This window comes from Serratia marcescens, assembly GCF_006715005.1.
Lineage (GTDB): Bacteria > Pseudomonadota > Gammaproteobacteria > Enterobacterales > Enterobacteriaceae > Serratia > Serratia montpellierensis.
In genome coordinates this window covers 601,182-619,441 of sequence record NZ_VFMJ01000001.1, presented here as the reverse complement: position 1 = coordinate 619,441, position 18,260 = coordinate 601,182, and the positions used below count along the sequence as shown (strand labels likewise).

The 18,260-nt window shown below is 55.7% G+C and carries 12 protein-coding genes; 3 read left to right on the top strand and 9 right to left on the bottom strand.

The features are described 5' to 3' along the window. The first annotated feature begins 9 nt into the window (after positions 1-9). Together speG and FHU12_RS02955 are read left to right on the top strand one after the other, a co-directional pair. Positions 10-561 (top strand): spermidine N1-acetyltransferase, encoded by a 552-nt coding sequence (gene speG, locus FHU12_RS02960; RefSeq protein ID WP_004941631.1) that lies wholly within the window; start codon positions 10-12, stop codon positions 559-561. A gap of 202 nt (positions 562-763) precedes the next feature. After that, positions 764-979: a hypothetical protein gene (locus FHU12_RS02955; protein WP_141967326.1), complete on the top strand. Its 216-nt coding sequence runs from the start codon at positions 764-766 to the stop codon at positions 977-979. Between the two features lie 209 nt (positions 980-1,188). Here FHU12_RS02955 and FHU12_RS02950 read toward each other — a convergent pair whose 3' ends face one another. From FHU12_RS02950 to FHU12_RS02905, 9 genes are all read right to left on the bottom strand, one after another. Beyond that, positions 1,189-1,554: a DUF596 domain-containing protein gene (locus FHU12_RS02950; protein WP_049242884.1), complete on the bottom strand. Its 366-nt coding sequence runs from the start codon at positions 1,552-1,554 to the stop codon at positions 1,189-1,191. A gap of 300 nt (positions 1,555-1,854) precedes the next feature. Beyond that, positions 1,855-2,121: a hypothetical protein gene (locus FHU12_RS02945; RefSeq protein ID WP_185742270.1), complete on the bottom strand. Its 267-nt coding sequence runs from the start codon at positions 2,119-2,121 to the stop codon at positions 1,855-1,857. A 270-nt stretch (positions 2,122-2,391) separates the two neighbouring features. Further along, positions 2,392-2,580: a DUF637 domain-containing protein gene (locus tag FHU12_RS02935; RefSeq protein WP_260440770.1), complete on the bottom strand. Its 189-nt coding sequence runs from the start codon at positions 2,578-2,580 to the stop codon at positions 2,392-2,394. Positions 2,581-2,785: 205 nt separating this feature from the next. Continuing rightward, complete coding sequence (gene imm2 / locus FHU12_RS02930; protein WP_141967322.1) at positions 2,786-3,160, bottom strand: Imm2 family immunity protein; 375 nt, start codon at positions 3,158-3,160, stop codon at positions 2,786-2,788. A gap of 2 nt (positions 3,161-3,162) precedes the next feature. Beyond that, on the bottom strand, positions 3,163-9,222 hold the full coding sequence (locus FHU12_RS02925; RefSeq protein WP_141967320.1) for a DUF637 domain-containing protein: 6,060 nt from the start codon (positions 9,220-9,222) through the stop codon (positions 3,163-3,165). Between the two features lie 60 nt (positions 9,223-9,282). After that, the gene (locus FHU12_RS02920; RefSeq protein WP_141967318.1) at positions 9,283-10,950 is read right to left on the bottom strand and encodes a ShlB/FhaC/HecB family hemolysin secretion/activation protein; all 1,668 of its coding nucleotides are present in this window, start codon (positions 10,948-10,950) and stop codon (positions 9,283-9,285) included. A gap of 191 nt (positions 10,951-11,141) precedes the next feature. Beyond that, positions 11,142-11,954, bottom strand: coding sequence for a phosphate ABC transporter ATP-binding protein PstB (gene pstB / locus FHU12_RS02915; protein ID WP_019452422.1), 813 nt, complete (start codon positions 11,952-11,954; stop codon positions 11,142-11,144). Between the two features lie 28 nt (positions 11,955-11,982). Then, entirely contained in the window at positions 11,983-13,632 is a 1,650-nt protein-coding gene (gene pstA, locus FHU12_RS02910; RefSeq protein ID WP_141967316.1) for a phosphate ABC transporter permease PstA, read from the bottom strand. Next, positions 13,629-15,800 (bottom strand): ABC transporter permease subunit, encoded by a 2,172-nt coding sequence (locus FHU12_RS02905; protein ID WP_141967314.1) that lies wholly within the window; start codon positions 15,798-15,800, stop codon positions 13,629-13,631. Before FHU12_RS02905 ends, pstA begins: the two co-directional genes overlap by 4 nt. 396 nt (positions 15,801-16,196) lie before the next feature. Between FHU12_RS02905 and ppk1 the strand changes: the two genes are divergently transcribed. Beyond that, the gene (gene ppk1, locus FHU12_RS02900) at positions 16,197-18,260 is read left to right on the top strand and encodes a polyphosphate kinase 1 (protein WP_141967313.1); all 2,064 of its coding nucleotides are present in this window, start codon (positions 16,197-16,199) and stop codon (positions 18,258-18,260) included.

Genomic DNA, 18,260 nt, shown 5'->3' with positions numbered 1-18,260 from the left:
GGAGCCCACATGTCCAGCACTGCCAGCGTCAGGTTACGCCCATTGGAACGGGACGATCTGTCGTTCGTCCACCAGATGGACAACAACGCCAGCGTCATGCGCTATTGGTTTGAAGAACCCTACGAAGCCTTTGTCGAGCTTTCCGATCTTTACGACAAACACATCCACGATCAGAGCGAGCGCCGCTTTATCATCGAGCACGAAGGCGCCAAGGTCGGCCTGGTGGAGCTGGTGGAGATCGATCACATCCACCGTCGCGCTGAGTTCCAGATCATCATCGATCCCGCCCACCAGGGCAAAGGCTACGCCAGCACCGCCGCCCGTCTGGCGATGGACTACGGTTTCTCGGTGTTGAACCTGTACAAGCTGTACCTGATCGTCGACAAGGAGAACCCGAAGGCGATCCACATCTACAGCAAGCTGGGCTTCAACGTGGAAGGCGAACTGATCGACGAGTTCTTCGTCAACGGCGAATACCGCACCGTGCTGCGCATGTGCATCTTCCAGCCGCAATATCTGGCGAAGTTCAAAACGCCCAATGATAAGCCGCTGGTGAAGTGACGATCGGCAAGAAAAAGAGAAAACCCGCGAAAGCGGGTTTTTTATTGGAAAATAAGCGACTAGTATTAATGGATGCTATTTTATCGTCAGGAAATAGCCTGATGAATGCGGAAATAAATAATATTCATCCGAGATAATTAATCGAACAATAATTAATAGTGATAGTGAGAGTTACCCTCTGCCTCTACAAAGGAAAAATGCCATGACAACCGTCTCAAACCTGCTGCTTTTTATCGGCCTGACGATGCTCGCCATCGCCGCCGGCCTGAATACCTATAGCGGCTACGCGCCTGCAGATCCCAATAGCACCCCGCTGTTTTCCCCGCTCTGGTGGACGCGCTGGTTCCCGCTCTATGCCTCGGGGGCTGCACTGCTGCTGGTGGGGGTGGTGCTGCGAATTTCGGGGCGGGGACGTTAAAGGCCAACTTTCATCACAGATATCGTAGAACAAGTTATGCGCGAGACGTATTATCAAAAAGAGTACTTTGTAACGCATATGTACTCTAACAGAATCACTTATAGCAACCGAGAGGGAATAGATATAAGTTTAAAAAAAACTAAAAACCCGCAACAGCGGGTTTTTAGCAGTTAAACAATAATATTACACACTATTTATAATAACAGCATCTAAGTCCAATCTTGATAACCGTTTTCGTGAATCCAGACAAGGCCAGCGGGGCATGCATCAGATAAAAACCAGTATCCATTAAAAGCGCCATACTCCATCTCTTCAGGAGTATTAGGAAAACTGGCTCTAAATTTATCGACCTGCTCTTTCACTGTTCCCTTCAAGAACTCGCCCCCGTTGCCAAGTTTTACTATCCCCTCATTCATCAAATGCTCGATAAACCAGAGGAATAACTCTTTTTCCTCATAAAAAGAAAGGCAGATCTTACCTGATAGACTATCCGGATGAATATTTTCCCAAATAGTCACCATCGATGCTCCCACAAGAGCTTCCTTCCTATTTTCATATTGCTCTATTGTAAGCATATAGATCACCTATCTAAACTTGATTTTAAACTTGCTATCGGAGAGATTCGATACTTTTTTATATCCTTATTCCCAATAACATCAATAGAACACCGATACACACACCCTGATGTATTTATAGAGTAATTTATCATTTTTATTATTTTAGGTATCTGTATATGAAAGCTCCACACTCCCTCTAACCGAGTAAAACGGCTCCGAAGAGCCGTTTCCATGCGTGGGTCAGCAGCCTCCATAAACGGTATTATGTGCCTATTTATGATGCATAACACGTTGCTGAAATAGGGGCAAAGCCATATCCTAACTTATTGCCTTGATAATATTCTGTACGATAGGTGTGACAGCCTCTGTCAATTTTTCATTGTCAATAGTGAAGATCAAAAGTTCAATATCGCTTTCCGCATCAAGTAGCACCTGCCGTAACCATTTTTCCTCTATCGCTACAATACTGTTACCTGCGTTATCTATTTCTGATTGAACTTCAGCCACAGATAGTTTTCCCTCTAAAAAGGCCGCACAGGAAAACCTAAGTTTTTTAATTACATCGGGATAAATCCACTCACTCATTTCTCACTCCTACGAAGAATTGTGATTATGATGTTACCATTGTTTTCAGTAACCACACCAATGTCACCAGCCCGATAAATTGTCCTTTGAATACCATTGGATATGCTTGTTTCAGTAACACCTGTTTTAATTACATGTTCAACTATATTTGGCGAAATGTTTTTTCCAGGTCCAATGGTTCCTGCTGGGGAACCTAAGCTTGTTGGTTGCATTCTGTCAACGGCATGTTGAGAGTAAAGACGATCACCTATACGTGCGTATTGGCGTCCATCAACTGTTTTTATCGAGAACCTGACCGTTATCCGCAATCAAATTAGCTCCCTCGGCCTGAACCTGGCTGCCGATGTTCGCCAGCAGTGCATTGGTCAGGTTGTCTTTGAAGCTGCCGCCATTGATGGCGGTATTCAGGCTGGAGCTGATGACCGATTGCCCAGCCACCCCTGCGCCACCTTGCTCCAGTCGCCGTTGCTCAGCTGCGGCAGTTTGACGTTGTTTGGATTGAACGGTTTGCCCGCCGCGTCCTATCGGCGTTTATATGGAATACAACATAAAGAGAAAACGGCTCCGAAGAGCCGTTTCTGTGTGCGGGTTAGATCCAATCTTCATAGCCGCTGTCATGGATCCAGACGATAGACAAAACACATAAATCCACACGAGCATCCTTTTATTCAGGCATATCGATAAAGCCAAGCAATCGAAGATCGTTTAAAATTTCGTTTTTTTCATCTTCAGTTACATCCTTAAGCATTTCGAATAAATCATTTTCGGATAAAATTTTTAATATGATATCTGTGTGGAACTTTACTGTTTTATCACTACATCGACCAGCCATAAAGATGAGCGTCACTAGCTCAAGCATGAGGCATTCTATAGGTTCTTCAAACGAACCTTCTAATGACTCATACGCAAACGCCTGATCAGATGTATCACAAACCCCATGGTTATCCCCATCTTTCAATAGGTCAATTATCTCCCTGCAATAAACGTAACTTGAATGGGCAAAGCTATTTCTTATCTCATCATAATTCATCACACTCATTGTTATTTACCTCTTCCCGGAATCAAACGCACTCCGTTATTGTCCAAAACGTTAATTTTCACCCCAGGGTACCTACTCTCGAATTGTTTAACAACGCCCAAGCAACTGTCGCAGGCAGGTTTTTCTGTAAAAATAGTAACAGAACCTTTAGCAGAATAATTACTTCCTAATTTATCAGCTAAGTTATCCAATATTTTATATTCAGAGTCTATACGTCTTGGTACTGGTCTACCATCATCAGTAAGCAAAGTCTCATATTTGAAATTTTCTTTTCCCTTTCCAACAAAACCTTTCCCTTCAACATTTATGAGATTGTGACCCGCAAGTGTCTTTGGCATTCCAGATATATCAATATTGGCCACGGCAACGTTGCCACCACGTTTCCAGTCTGATGGTAGACCAGCCCTCAGTTCTGTAACCTGGTTTTTGAATGCAGCAGCCTGCTGAACCGTCTTCTCATTGACCAGATACCCTTTCCAGGCGCTGGTTGGGCCTACCAATTTGGATGACAGGTATTGGTTGCCGACGTTTGCTTTACCCATACCGGCAAATGTGTTGGCAATAGAGACCGCCATCACCGAGGCATTCACCCAGTCCGGCGACCACCCGGTCAACTTGCTGATTTGTTCTATCTGCTGGTTGCGAGCAAACAGCTGGCCGTCGGTTATCTGGTCGCCCAAATCATACGTGAATAACTTTTCGCTGTCATAGCCGGCAAACACCGGATAGTTGCCGAAGCGCTGACGCTCTTTTTGTACCCAGTAGTTGGCAATAAGGCCGTCTTCATCCCGCGTTGACGGATACTTATTCATCAGGGCTTCAAACTGCTTGCGCTCATCTGAGTTTAGCGCTTCCTGCGTGGTGCAGGCGACTTTTCGGCAGGATGCGGCCATCAGACGCGCTTCTTTTTCCTTGTCGCCCTTAGCCAACGCTTTAATGGCGTTGAGTTCTTCCTGGTGCAGCTGTCGATTGAAACGCTCGACAAACTCACCCGCATTTGCACCGCTGGTGGCACCTGCGGCTTTGGCGGTTACGATGGCCCCTGCAAAGGCGCCCGCTACGCGGCTGATTTGAGCCTGACGCTCTTGCCAGCCTTCACTTCTGACCAGATTATCATTGATGATCACCCCGGCCAGCTCCGCCGCCAGCGCCCCTGCCGCCGCGCCTTTGGCATTCCCCTTGCCGATTTCCGCGCTGATGCCCGCCAGAACGGCATGGCTTACGGCCCGGCCCGGTATATCAAGAACCTGACCGTTATCCCCAATCAGGTTGGCGCCCTCGGCCTGAACCTGGCTGCCGATGTTCGCCAGCAGCGCATTGGTCAGGTTGTCCTTGAAGCTGCCGCCATTGATGGCGGTATTCAGGCTGGAGCTGATGACCGATTGCCCGGCCACCCGCTGCGCCACTTTGCTCCAGTCGCCGTTGCTCAGCTGCGGCAGTTTGACGTTATTTGGATTGAGCGGTTTGCCCGCCGCATCCTTGCTCCAGCCCATCGCGCTGTCGAAGCCGTTGAGCGCTCCGCCGATCGCCATCGCCGTGGCGGTCGCCCTGACGTTTTCATTGCTGCCCAGCGCCTGCAGCGTTTTCGACAGGTTGCCTTGATTCTCAACCAGCGCGACCGCCGCCTGGGAGGCCAGAGAAGACATCCCGGCCGTGACCGCGCCGCTGGTTACCACCCCGCCGCCCACGGCGCCGGAAACGCTGGAGGCCGCCGTGGCCGCCAGTGAACTGCCTGCGGTCACCGCCGCGGCCGCAATGGCGATCACCGCCGCCACCGCCGGGTTCAGGTGCTGGCTCTTGTAATCCCAGCTGTCGTAAGCGTCTTTGACCTTGCTCCACTGCACGTCGTTGCGCTTGTTCAGATCTTTGACCCAGGTGGTGCCCGGCGTATTGCCCAGGGCATCGATGGCGCTTTGCAGCGCCTGGCCGTTTTTCACCTTCACATCGGCGTTAACACCCTTGGCGGCCTCTACGGTCAAGGCGCCACCGGTATGGATGCTCGGCAGCACCCACTTATTGTCTTCGTACCCTTTATTGGCCTGCTTGATAAAGAAGCCTTTCGAATTGCTGACGGTCTGTTCGAAAGAGGTGTTTTTCACCGCGCGGAAGTTAACCTGTCCACGGGAGCTGGTCAGGCGCGCGTTTTGCCCGGCGGCGATTTTGCTGGCTTCATAGGTGCTGTCGTCGCGGCTCATCAGCGTGATATTGCCGGCGGCGGTAAACTCGGTAACCTTGTTGGTCACGTCATGGCGGGTCTGCTTAACCTCGGTTTTCTTGCCCCACCATTTGCGCTTGGTTTCCTTTTTCTCGTAGTGGCTGGACTCTTCCATCGCCTGGGCGTAGAGATAGCCGCCCTTGGCGGCGATATCCAAGGAACCGGTGCGGATCGCCAGTTCACGATTTCGAGCATCTTCCTGCTCTTTACGTTGTCTTTCCGCATCATGTTGGCGCTGTTTTGCTGCCAGAGCCACGTTAAGTTGATTTTCGGCATCATTTTTTTCTTTCGTCTGTTGTAGAGTCTGCTGCTGGGCCTGGTCAAATGCATGTTGGGATGCATTTAGCGCACTTTGCGCGTTATTTATCGCATTCTGGCGGTCTATTAAACGCTGACGAATCTTGTCATATTCTTCTATGGTCGCTTCTTTTATCGCGTTACCGACTTTGACGCCGTCTTGAGTCGGTGCAGTGACATCTCCCCATTGAAGGACATTATTAACAAACGCCCGGCCCCCTTCTCGTAATAACCGCTCGAGGTGTGCCTGATTATCAATCAATGCCGAAGCGTCAAAGTGAACGCCCCCTCCGCTATAAACCGGCACTGAAACGAACCGGGATGATGATGACGTAATTGGATGTGCGGCAGCATCAAATAACGACAAGGTATCAGGGTGCTGACGTGCGCTACCCAATGCGTGTTTACTTGCATTTAGTTGGTTTTCGGTCTTAGACCTATTATTTATCGTCTGTTCAAGTCGCTGCCTAGCCTCCTGAACCCGGCGTTCAGCCATTGAAAATGCAGAGTCAACCCCAGAAAGGTCAATAGAAATACCTATCTGTCCAAGTTGTCCCTTAGACAGGAGTTTGGTGGCCTGAAAGAGAATGCTGCCGCCGGAAATCACCGCCATAAGGCCGCCGGCATTCAGCTCGGTCCCTTGCTGGGTGCGAGTTTCGGTAAATTCGTTGCCACCTTCTCGGTAAGTGTGGTTTTGCACCGCCTCGAAGCGCATATCACCGCCGGAGGATAGCGTCATATTGGCGCCCGAAGTCAACCTGGCGCCGTAAGTCAGCAGTTGGTTATTCGCCGCCGCGGTCAGGTTTTTCCCGGCGCTGAGAGTAGTGACCACATGGCGGTCGTCTTTATTGTTGTCGTTGGCGGCATCAATGGCGGAATAGGCCAGATTCGATAACCATAGATTCTGCCCGGCCAGCAACGTGATGTTGCCGTTAGCGGAAAGCGCGCCGCCCTGGGTGCCGATGTCGCGAGCCGAGTTAATCAGCAAATTGCCGCCGGCGTGTACCCGGCTGCCCAGTTCAGGCGTGCGGGACACAGGGAAAAGCGCATTGAATCGGCCGTCAAGTTCACGGTAATTAAGATCGGCGTTATGGGCGGCTAACAGCGTAACGTCCTTGTCCGCATTAATCTTGGTGCCGCGTAGCGCCAGATAGCCACCGCTATTAAGCAGCACCGAACCCGTTGCCCTCATTTGGCCACTGGCCAACAGTTGGTTGAAATATTCTTGCCGTTTAGCCGGAGAAACCGGCCCCCCTAATAGCGGCCCCTCCAACAACGCGCTGTTTTTGACGATGGCAATGCTGCCGTTAGCCGTCATAGCGATATTGCGGCTTTGCGGCGCCAACAGCGTATTCAGCAACGTAATGGTGCTGCCAGCCGTGAGAGACAAATCGCGTGAAGCCTCAAGGCTGCCCAACCAGCGAGAGCCGTCAGGGCGGAAGTAATGAGGTTTCTCACTGGAATGTATTTTTATATCACCGTTTTTGGCGTTTAACGTGACGTCCTGCCCTTTCAGCTCACTTTGCCATGCGTCGATAGCGTTGACTGCCGTCAGAGACAGTTCTTTTCCGGCGGCCAAAATGCCTTGCCCAAGAACAATCCGATCTTCGGCAATCGCGGTGATATTGCCGTCAGCACGAATTATGTCAGTATTGATGATATTCGCAGCATGCAGAAAAATGTTCTGCGCCTTTAAGGTTTCAGGACGTTGTAATGCTCTCACTTCATAGGGTTTATTTTCTTCTGGCGTTTGGTTTTTTATCTCTATTTTATCTTTGAAATCCGCCACCAAACTTTTTCCAGCACTTAAACTGATACGCTGTAAAACGTAGCCTACAGAATGCCAAGCTTGAACACTATCACCTCGGGTAAAGTAATTGGTTATACGTAACTCTTTTGCCGTTAATGGATTAAATGTCACTCCCCCATTTTCTTTATTGGCTTTTTCATCAGGAATATAGCGAATGTAATTCAATAACGTGCCTGTGGAAGTTTGCGTATTGACAAAGCGCTGACCCGTCAAAATAAGGTCTAAATTAGCACTCAACACACTGTTATTATTATCTAATTCATCTCCATAGATATAAAGGTGCTTACCAGAAGAGATCTCTGCAGGTGCTGAACTTCCCTCCACATCAAACCGAGTCTGCTGGTCGTTAACCAATACCCCCCGCTCAATATTGCTAAAATCCGCTTTTCCAAACCATTTTTCAGGTAATGGCGACGTCAACTCAGCGGTAATAATTACCGGATAATCACCGGTTTCTGCCATGACATTCGCCACTTGCATATTTTTATCAGTTGATGTCGGTATTAGCTTGGTTTTACTAATACTCTCGACATCTCTTTTATTGCGAACCTGTTCGGCACGTATCACCAAATCGCCGCTGTTGGTCAGGATTTTCGCCGAACGGTTCTCGACGGATTTAGCCTTGTTGCCCTGCGCATCCTTTTGGATCCACATATTTTTATTGGCGTGCAGCTTGGCATTTTCCCCGGCGTTGCGGATATGGTCGCCAAAGATACGCATATCGCCACTGGTGCTGGTTTGCCCGTCATTCACTAGCGTCGTTGCTGCCAGCGTGGCGTTGCCGTCCGCCTGCACGACAGCGCCTGGCGTAATGTGCAATTCCTTGGCGCTGACATTGAGGTCACCTTTGCTGTGCGTGGTGCCGTTAAGCACCAGGTTACCGTTAACGCTCAGCGTAATATCCCGCTGTTTGCTGGTGAGGTCTTTCAGGTTCACCCCCACCCCATCCTCATTGGCCACCAGGCGGATTTTGTTGGCGTACATGCCGCCCAGCGCCTTGGTATCCACCGCCAGCACAGGTTTTGCGCCTTCACCGGCGATCGGTTTGATGCTGGCGTCCTTGAAGCTAATGCGGTTGGCGCCCTGGGTCAGCGACAGATTTTGTGCGTTGATTTTGCCGTTCAGCTCGGTGGCGCGGCTGATGATATCGACATAGTCGGCGCCGCTGCCGTCCAGCCCTTTGCCGCCGATGGTGACGCCGCCTTTTTTCACCTCCAGCGCTTCCAGCGCGCCCTGCTTGTCGAACTGCGGTTTGCCGGTGGTCAGCGTCACGCCCGGCGCGTTGATAAAGCCGCAGCCGTCGCAGGTGATGCCATTCGGGTTGGCGATCATCACATTGGCCTTGTTGCCGAACACCTCGAGCTTGCCCTGCAGCTCGGAACGACTGCCGCCGATCACCTCGTTGATGATCAACTCCGCCGGTTTTCCCTTCAGGTAGGTGTTGCCCTGCGCGCTGTAGATCTCCACGCCCAGCTGCGTTTTGCCGCCGTGAGTGGCGTTATTCAACACGGCGCCCTGTGGCCCAACGTTGAAATCTTTATAGGTGTTGTGGGAGATGCCCGCACCGTTCGGCGTGGCAATATTCACCACCGGCACGTCGCCCGGCTTGATAACCACCTGCGTATTGCCGTTGGCGGCGGTAATGCCGGCGGCGAACGCCGGGTGCAACGGCTGGAAAGCCGTCAGGTAGATCAGCAAATAGCTGGCGCCGCGCGCCAACGGAGGGTTGAGCTTATCCATATTCATTCCTTCGAAAGGATGTTGTTTTGAACGCCGAGGCGCTCCTGCTGTGTGCTGGCGTTATAAGGTGACGGTGGCTTGCCAGTAGGCCACCCAACGATCCGGTTGCAGGCTGTCTGGGTGCGTCAGCGATTTACCAACGGTGATCGCCTGATTGAACCAACGGCCGCTTAACGTGGTGCCCAGCGCCGCACCAACGACGCTGCCGCCGTCTATCTGCCCGGCGCGCCCCTGCAGCCAGCCGGCGTCTAACGCGCCGGTCAAAGAAAGCGCCCCCAACCCCGGCAACGTCCGCCATTGCCAGTTGAGTTCATTGCGCCAGTAGGCGCCGCGATTACCGGTCAGGTACTGCTCTTTAAAGCCACGCACCGAGTATTGCCCGCCGATGGAAATGCGCTCGCCGGCATACAGGTTGTCTGCGCTGGTTTGTCCGTAGGCCGAGGTCAGGTAGTAGAGAGAGGGTGCGAGCGGATAGAAATAACTGGCGCTGAGGCCAAGCTTGCGGAACTCGCTGCGCGGCGCCCCGTTGCGCTCAGGATCGTCGACGGTAGCGCCCAGCATGTGCAGCCCGCGGCTTACCGTCGGGTTCAGCGTCATATAGCCGCCGCCCGCGACCGCACTGTAATTGAGGCCCAGGCTGGCGATGCTGAGCGTCGGGCTGCTGACACCCAACCGTTCCCCCGCCAGCCTATTTTCCGTGGTGCGCCGCGCCAGCCCGATATCGACGGCCAGCTTACGTTTGCTATCCCGCAGCAACGTGCGGTTGGCGCCCAAACGCTGGGTCTGGTTGTTGCCCTGATAGCGGTAAGCGGCACCGTTGAACGGCACCTGCTGGAAAAAGTCGTTCCAGGCATACTGGTAGCTGAACAGCCAATAGCCATAGGGTAAGGTGACGCTGCCGTTCAGGCTACGGCTGCGATGATGCGGGCTGAAATCGTTATTGCGCGCTGCGGAAAGCGACCATTGATCGGCGAGACGCAGCGGATTATCCAGCGAGAAGGCGGCGTTCATCTGCCCGGTGCCAGTGCTTTTCTGGCCGCTGTTATCGGCCCCAAAAGAGAAAGAGACCGGTGCGCGCGTGGCGCCGCGCAGCAAAACCACTTTGGAAAAGCCGGGTTGCTCGCCAGGTTGAATATCGATAGTCACCTGTTGCGACGGCAGGCGGTTGAGCTGCTCCATGCCCTGCTCGATATCGCGCAGATTCAATACGTCACCAACCCGATCGGGAAACGCCATCTTCAACGCCAGCGTCTGCTCACCGTTTTGCGTGATGGACTCGATTCGCCCTTCGCTGGCGCTGACGGTCAACACGCCGCGGGAGATATCCTGCTCCTGCAGCCAGGCCTGCGAAGTGACATAGCCGCGTTGCAGATAAGCATTGGTGGTTTCGCGCACCAGACGGTTGATGTGCTCCAGCGTCAGGCAGCGCCCCTGATACGGGCGGGCCAGGCTTTCTTTTACCGACCAGGAAAGATGTTCGGCGCCCTGAAAAACGATCTGCCGCACCGGTTGGCAAACCGCCCCTGCGGCGGCCGGCTCAGGCAGCGGTAACGCCGGCAGTTCAACGTTATTTTGCAGCGCCTCGCGTTGCTGCTGGGCCTGTTCCAGCAACGTTTTCTGCTGTTGGGTAATGCTGTCGCGATCGGCAGGGCTGGTGATTTCCGCGCACCACGCCGAGCTGCAAAACGCTAATAATAGCGACCAGGCGCCAAGCCTCCATGCACACATTCAAACACATCCATTTACACTGATTTACACAGATTGGCGAATTATAAACAATTCGCTGGCTCCGTCCATGCAAATGAGAATTATTTTTATTAATGTAGCCAGTGAAAAGACGTGCTTGGCGTGTTAGCGAGAATAATCGGAGGAAACACAAAGACGGGAAAAGGGGCGCCGTATGCAACGCCCCCCAGAACTCACCCATACCGCCCGGTAATATAATCCTCGGTGCGGCGCTGGCGCGGCGACGTGAAAATGGCGTCGGTGTCGTTGTACTCCACCAGCCGGCCCTGATGAATAAAGGCGGTGTAGTCGGAGACGCGCGCCGCCTGCTGCATGTTGTGCGTCACCAGCACCACGCTGTAACGCTGCTTCAGCGCGGAAATCAGCTCTTCGATGGTCAGCGTGGAAATCGGATCGAGCGCCGAGGTCGGCTCGTCGAGCAGCAATACTTCCGGTTCGATGGCGATGGCGCGCGCGATCACCAGGCGCTGCTGCTGGCCGCTGGACAAGCGGAACGCATTTTCGCGCAGCCGGTCCTTCACCTCATGCCACAGAGCGGCGGCGCGCAGCGAACGCTCCACCGCTTCATCCAGCAAACGCCGGTCGCGCACGCCCTGCAGCCGCAGGCCGTACACCACGTTTTCATAGATCGATTTCGGGAACGGGTTCGGCCGCTGGAACACCATGCCCACCCGCCGCCGCAGCGCCGCCACGTCGATCTGCGCGCCGGAGATCGCCGCGCCGTTCAGCTGCAGATCGCCCTCGATGCGGCAGTTGTCCACCAGATCGTTCATGCGGTTGAAACAGCGCAGCAGCGTCGATTTACCGCAGCCCGAAGGGCCGATCAGGGCCGTCACCCGGTGTTTCGGAATGCGCAGCGAAATATCATGCAGCACCTGTTTGTCGCCATAAAACAGGTTCAGGCCGTTGACCGCCAGCGCGGTCTGTTCATCGTCGAGATGCTGGACATCCAGCCGGGGCAAACTGCCTGGCGTCATCAAACCCATTACGCACTCCCCAAAAATAGCGTCATTGTTACTGCGACCATGCTCGGTACCGCTCCCTCAACGAATGGCGGATACCCATCGCCGCCAGATTCAAACTCACCACGATCGTCACCAGCAGGAAGGCGGTGGCGAACACCAGCGGCCGGGCCGCCTCTACGCTCGGGCTCTGGAATGCCATATCGTAGATCTGGAAGCTCAAATGCATAAACTTCCGTTCCAGGTGCAGATACGGGAAAATCTCGTCCACCGGCAGCACCGGCACCGATTTCACTACCCCCACCAGCATCAGCGGCGCGGTCTCCCCGGCGGCGCGCGCCACCGCCAGGATCAGGCCGGTCATCATCGCCGGCGCAGCCATCGGCAGCACGATGCGCCACAGCGTCTCGGCCCGGCTGGCGCCCAGCGCCATCGAGCCCTGCCGCAGCGAAGTGGGAATGCGCGACAGCCCTTCCTCGGTGGCGACGATCACCACCGGCAGCGTCAGCAGCGCCAGCGTCAGCGCCGCCCACAGCACGCCAGGCGTGCCGAAGGTCGGGTTAGGCAGGGATTCAGGGTAGAACAGCTGGTCGAGCGTGCCGCCTATCATATAAACGAAAAAGCCGAGGCCGAAGACGCCGTAGACGATCGAGGGCACGCCGGCCAGGTTGACCACCGCAATGCGGATCACCCGCGTCAGCAGATTGTTGCCGGCATACTCGTGCAGGTACACCGCCGCAATCACGCCAAACGGCATCACCACGATCGACATCAGGATCACCATCAACACCGTGCCGAAAATGGCCGGGAACACCCCGCCTTCGGTATTCGCCTCGCGCGGGCTGTCGGTGAGGAACTTCTTCACCTGCTCGCCCCAGTGCGTCAGTTTCTCGGTGGTGCTCATGGCGTTCGGGTACCAGGCATCGCGCACCTGGCTGAGCGGAATGGTCAACGTTTGGCCGTGCATGTCGCGCAGCAGCAGCGCATCGCGCTGGCGATCGCGATTCAGCCCCGCCAGGCGTTCGGACAGCAGCTGGTATTGCCGCTGCAACGCCAGCCGCTCGGCCTTGATGGCGTCCTGCGCGCGGGCGTCCAGCTTAGCGTCGCGCTGCAGGCGCTTTTCCCGCAGCCGCAGCGCGTCAAACTGCTGATTAATGCGCGCCATATCGCGGAATTGGATGTCGTGCGCCTGGCGCGAGAGCGCAGCGATTTGCGGCAGCCGCTGCTGCAACGCCTGCCCCAGATTGCGGCCGGTCAGCGGTTGCCCGTCTTCCAGCATGCCCGCCAGATATCCGTAGGCGGTGCCGTGGCTGTTCCGCTCCAGCACCAGCAGGCTGCGCGGCGCGCTTTGGCTGCGGATGTCGCTGGCCAGCAGCGTGCGGAAATCCTGCCCCTCGCGCTCGCGGTTGCCGACCTTAATCAGATAACGTTCGACGCTCTGCGCCTCGCCCGGCGGCGCCACGCCCGCCTCCGTCAGCTGGCGACGTGAAATGCTTTGCTGTTGATACAGCTCGCCGATCACCGTCACCGCCCCGGCGCCGTTCTGATTCAGCTCGAACTGATAAACCGGGCTCGGCCAGAAATAGCGCATCCCCTGCCCGGCCAGCAGCAACAGAATGCCGACCAGCGCCAACAGGCTGACGGCCACCGAACCGGCGGTCAGCCATATCCACGGCGATCCGCTCTTCACCCAGTTCTTCATGGCGCCTCCTGATTCGGCGTGTAACGCTTGCGCAGCCGCAGGCGCACCGCCTCCGCCAGCGTGTTGAACACGAAGGTGAAGACAAACAGCACCAGTGCGGTCAAGAACAGCACGCGGTAATGGCTGCTGCCGGAGACCGCCTCCGGCATTTCAATGGCGATGTTGGCCGCCAGCGCCCGCAGCCCCTGGAACAGGCTGCCGTCGATAATCGGCGTGTTGCCGGTGGCCATCAGCACGATCATGGTTTCCCCCACCGCACGGCCAAAGCCGATCATCAGCGCGGAGAAAATGCCGGCGCTGGCGGAAGGCAGCAACACCTTGACCACCGTCTGCCATTGGGTGGCGCCCAGCGCCAACGAACCCTGACTCAGGGTGGCCGGCACGCTGAACAGCGCGTCCTCCGCCAGCGAGAAGATGATCGGCACCAGCGCGAAGCCCATCGCCACGCCCACCACCAGCGCATTGCGCTGGTCGTAATTATCCCCCAGCCAGAAATGCAGCGGCTCACCGAACAGCACCACTTCCAGCCGCGGCCCCAGGCTGAGCGCCAGCCACACCGTCAACGCCAGCAGCGGCAACAGCAACAGCAGATCGACGCCCGGCCGGCAGCGCGGCATAAAGCGATGGGTCAACGCGCCGCACAGCAGCACCGCCGCCGCCAGCAACAGCGGCAACGCCAGCACCGCCAACAGATACTGCTCGATGATCGGCGCCAGCCAAATGCCGGCCACCAGCCCGATCACCACCGTCGGCAGCGCGCCCATCACTTCGATAGCCGGTTTGATCACCCGCCGTAGCCCCGGCGTCATAAAGTAAGCGGTATAGATGGCGCCGGCCAAGGCCAAGGGAATGGCGAACAGCATCGCGTAAGCCGCCGCCTTGAAGGTGCCGAAGATCACCGGCATCAGGCTGAATTTGGGTTGGTAGCTGTCTTCACCAGAGGTGGACTGCCAGACGTAGGCCGGCTGCGGGTAGTTTTCATACCACACCTTGCCCCACAGCGAACGCCAGGTAACGTCCGGATACGGGTTGTCGAGCGCATAGCGCTGCCAGCCCTGTGCACTCTCCAGCAGCAGACCATCGCCGCGCGGCGCGAACGCCATCTGCCGCACCTCGGCGCCCAAACGGGTATTCAGCAGCGGCTGCGGTTGAATAGTGGAGAATAACGAGAAGCCACCATCGGGCCGTAGGGTGGCGAACACCCGGCGATAGGGCTCCGCCACCGTCAGCTCTTGCCCGTCAGCGCCGTGGTCGAAATGCTGCACCGGCGTCAGGCGCCAGCGCTGCTCTTTTTCTACTTCGAACCACTCGCGCAGATTGCCGTCGGCGCCCTTGATCAGCAGCGCGCTGCCGCCGGGCAGCGCCGTCATCTGATACGGGGCGTGTTCGCCAAGGGTACGCGTTTCACGCAGTTGCAGCTGTGCGCCGTCGATTTCATAACGCGCCAGCCGGTTGCCGGTCAGCAGGTAAAGCTGCCGGCCATCTGGCGTCAGCACCAGTTGTTCTGCGTCGTGCTCCAGCGGCCGCTCGCTGAACTGCGGCGGCCGGTCAGGGCTGAAACGGCCGAACACCAGCCGCCGATCGTCGGTCACCCCGGCCAGCAGATACTGCCCGCGATGCGCATCCGCCAGCGACAGCAGCTTCAGCGGCTTGCGCTGCGGCTCCAGCGCCAACGGCTGTTGCCCAAGCGGGAACAGCCACTGCGGCCGGCCGTTTTCCGCCGTGGCGAAATCCGCGCGCGCCACCACCAGCCGGCCATCGGCCTGCGCCAGTGCGAACAGATCGCGCTCTCCGGCGGCCTGCGCGAGCAGTGCCGGTTTGGCCAGCAGCGTCTGCTGTGCCAGCGGCGTCTGTGGCTGGCCGTTCGGCGCCGGCGTCAGGCGATAAAATTGCCCCGCGCCCTGCGCGTCGATGCGGTAACCGACGCGCTGCTGCACGTCCATGCCCAACGCCAGCGCCGGGGCCGACACCGCGATCGGCAGCGGCTGCGCCTGGCCGAGCGAGGCCGGTTTGAACAGCGGCAGCACTGCAAACAGCAGATAAACGAAGATCAGCATCAACGTCATCAGCACCATCAGCCCGCTGGCGGTCACTGCCGCCTGCACGCCACGGTCGATGCGCCCGCGCAGGCGATCTCGGGGATGTTGATTTGCCGTCGTCTGAGTCATGTGTCTCGCTGTCGCTGATGTAATCGGGCTTGCGCCGTAAGATAACCGGGCATCTTATGTCAGTTTTATGACGTTTGCATGACAAAGTTACCCACCCTAACCCAGGTTTTTTACGCTACAAACAGACAATATGAAGTTGATATATTGCTGAAAAATGACCACAAACACGCTTTATAATGCCAAAAATAAGCCTGCTAACCGTCATTTCATGCTAATCACTTCACTGCCGAACATCCCGCCTCGGCGAAAATTTATTGCCGCCGAAAAACGCCGCGCGCCAACGCAGTGGATATGTTGGACTTTCCTGTCAATCTCTCGCAATAATGATGAAGGACACTAGAGCGGCATCCGGGCGCTGCGTCCCGGATCCTATTCTAAATTTGAACTGGAGTGGCAATGGGTCAGGAAAAGCTCTACATCGAAAAAGAACTAAGCTGGTTATCCTTTAATGAACGTGTGTTGCAGGAAGCCGCAGATAAGAGCAATCCCCTGATTGAACGTATGCGTTTTCTGGGCATTTACTCCAACAACCTCGACGAGTTCTATAAGGTCCGCTTCGCCGATCTCAAACGGCGCATCCTGATCAGCGAAGAGCAAGGCTCCGCCGGTTCCTCGCGCCATTTGCTGAAAAAGATCCAGGCCAAGGTGCTGAAAACCGATCAGGAGTTCGACGGCCTGTACAACGATCTGCTGCTGGAAATGGCGCGTAACCAGATCTTCCTGATCAACGAGCGCCAGGTGTCCGAGAACCAGCAAATCTGGCTGCGGCAATATTTCAAACAGCATCTGCGCCAGCACATCACACCGATCCTGATCAACCACGACACCAACCTGGTGCAGTTCCTGAAAGACGATTACACCTATCTGGCGGTGGAGATCATCCGCGGCGCGCGCATCGACTATGCGCTGCTGGAGATCCCGTCCGACAAGGTGCCGCGCTTCGTCAATCTGCCGCCGGAAGCGCCGCGCCGCCGTAAGCCGATGATCCTGCTGGACAACATTCTGCGTTACTGCCTGGACGATATCTTCAAGGGCTTCTTCGACTACGACGCGCTCAACGCCTACTCGATGAAAATGACCCGCGACGCGGAGTACGATCTGGTCACCGAAATGGAATCCAGCCTGCTGGAACTGATGTCCTCCAGCCTGAAACAGCGCCTGACCGCCGAGCCGGTGCGCTTCGTGTATCAGCGTGACATGCCGAACGAAATGGTGGAGCTGCTGCGCGGCAAGCTGGGCATCTCCAACTACGATTCGGTGATCGCCGGCGGCCGCTACCACAACTTTAAAGATTTCATCAGCTTCCCGAACGTCGGCAAAGCCAACCTGGTCAACAAGCCGCTGCCGCGCCTGCGCCACATCTGGTTCGACGGTTTCCGCAACGGCTTCGACGCCATTCGTGAAAAAGACGTGCTGCTCTACTACCCGTACCACACCTTCGAGCACGTGCTGGAGCTGCTGCGCCAGGCGTCGTTCGATCCGAGCGTGTTGGCGATCAAAATCAACATCTACCGAGTGGCGAAAGATTCGCGCATCATCGAATCGATGATCCACGCCGCGCACAACGGTAAAAAGGTCACGGTGGTGGTCGAGCTGCAGGCGCGCTTCGACGAAGAGGCCAACATTCACTGGGCGAAGCGCCTGACCGAAGCCGGCGTACACGTGATCTTCTCCGCGCCGGGCCTGAAAATCCACGCCAAGCTGTTCCTGATTTCACGCCGTGAAGGCGATGACATTGTGCGCTATGCTCATATCGGCACCGGCAACTTTAACGAAAAAACCGCGCGCATCTACACCGACTATTCGCTGTTGACCGCCGATTCACGCATCACCAACGAGGTGCGCCGGGTATTCAACTTTATCGAGAACCCCTACCGGCCGGTCACCTTCGACAACCTGATGGTGTCGCCGCAGAACTCGCGCCTGAAGCTGTATGAGCTGATCGACAACGAAATCGCCAACGCGCAGGCCGGGGAACAGGCCGGCATTATGTTGAAAATAAATAATCTGGTGGATAAAGGGCTGGTAGATCGGTTATATACCGCGTCCGGCGCTGGCGTGAAGATCCGCCTGCTGGTGCGGGGCATGTGTTCCCTGATTCCCAACCTGCCGGGGATCAGCGACAATATTCAGGTGATCAGCATCGTCGATCGCTTTTTGGAACACGATCGGGTTTACGTTTTCGACAATAAAGGTGACAAACGGGTGTATCTGTCCTCCGCCGACTGGATGACCCGCAACATAGATTACCGTATCGAAGTGGCGGTATCGCTGCTGGATCCGGCGCTGAAACAGCGCGTTCTGGATATTCTGGAGATCCTGTTCAGCGACACGGTCAAGGCCCGTTATGTGGATAAAGAACTGAGCAACCAGTACGTGCCGCGCGGCAACCGTCGCAAAGTGCGTGCCCAGGTGGCTATTTACGAGTACTTAAAAGCTCTGGAACAACCAGGACAGTAG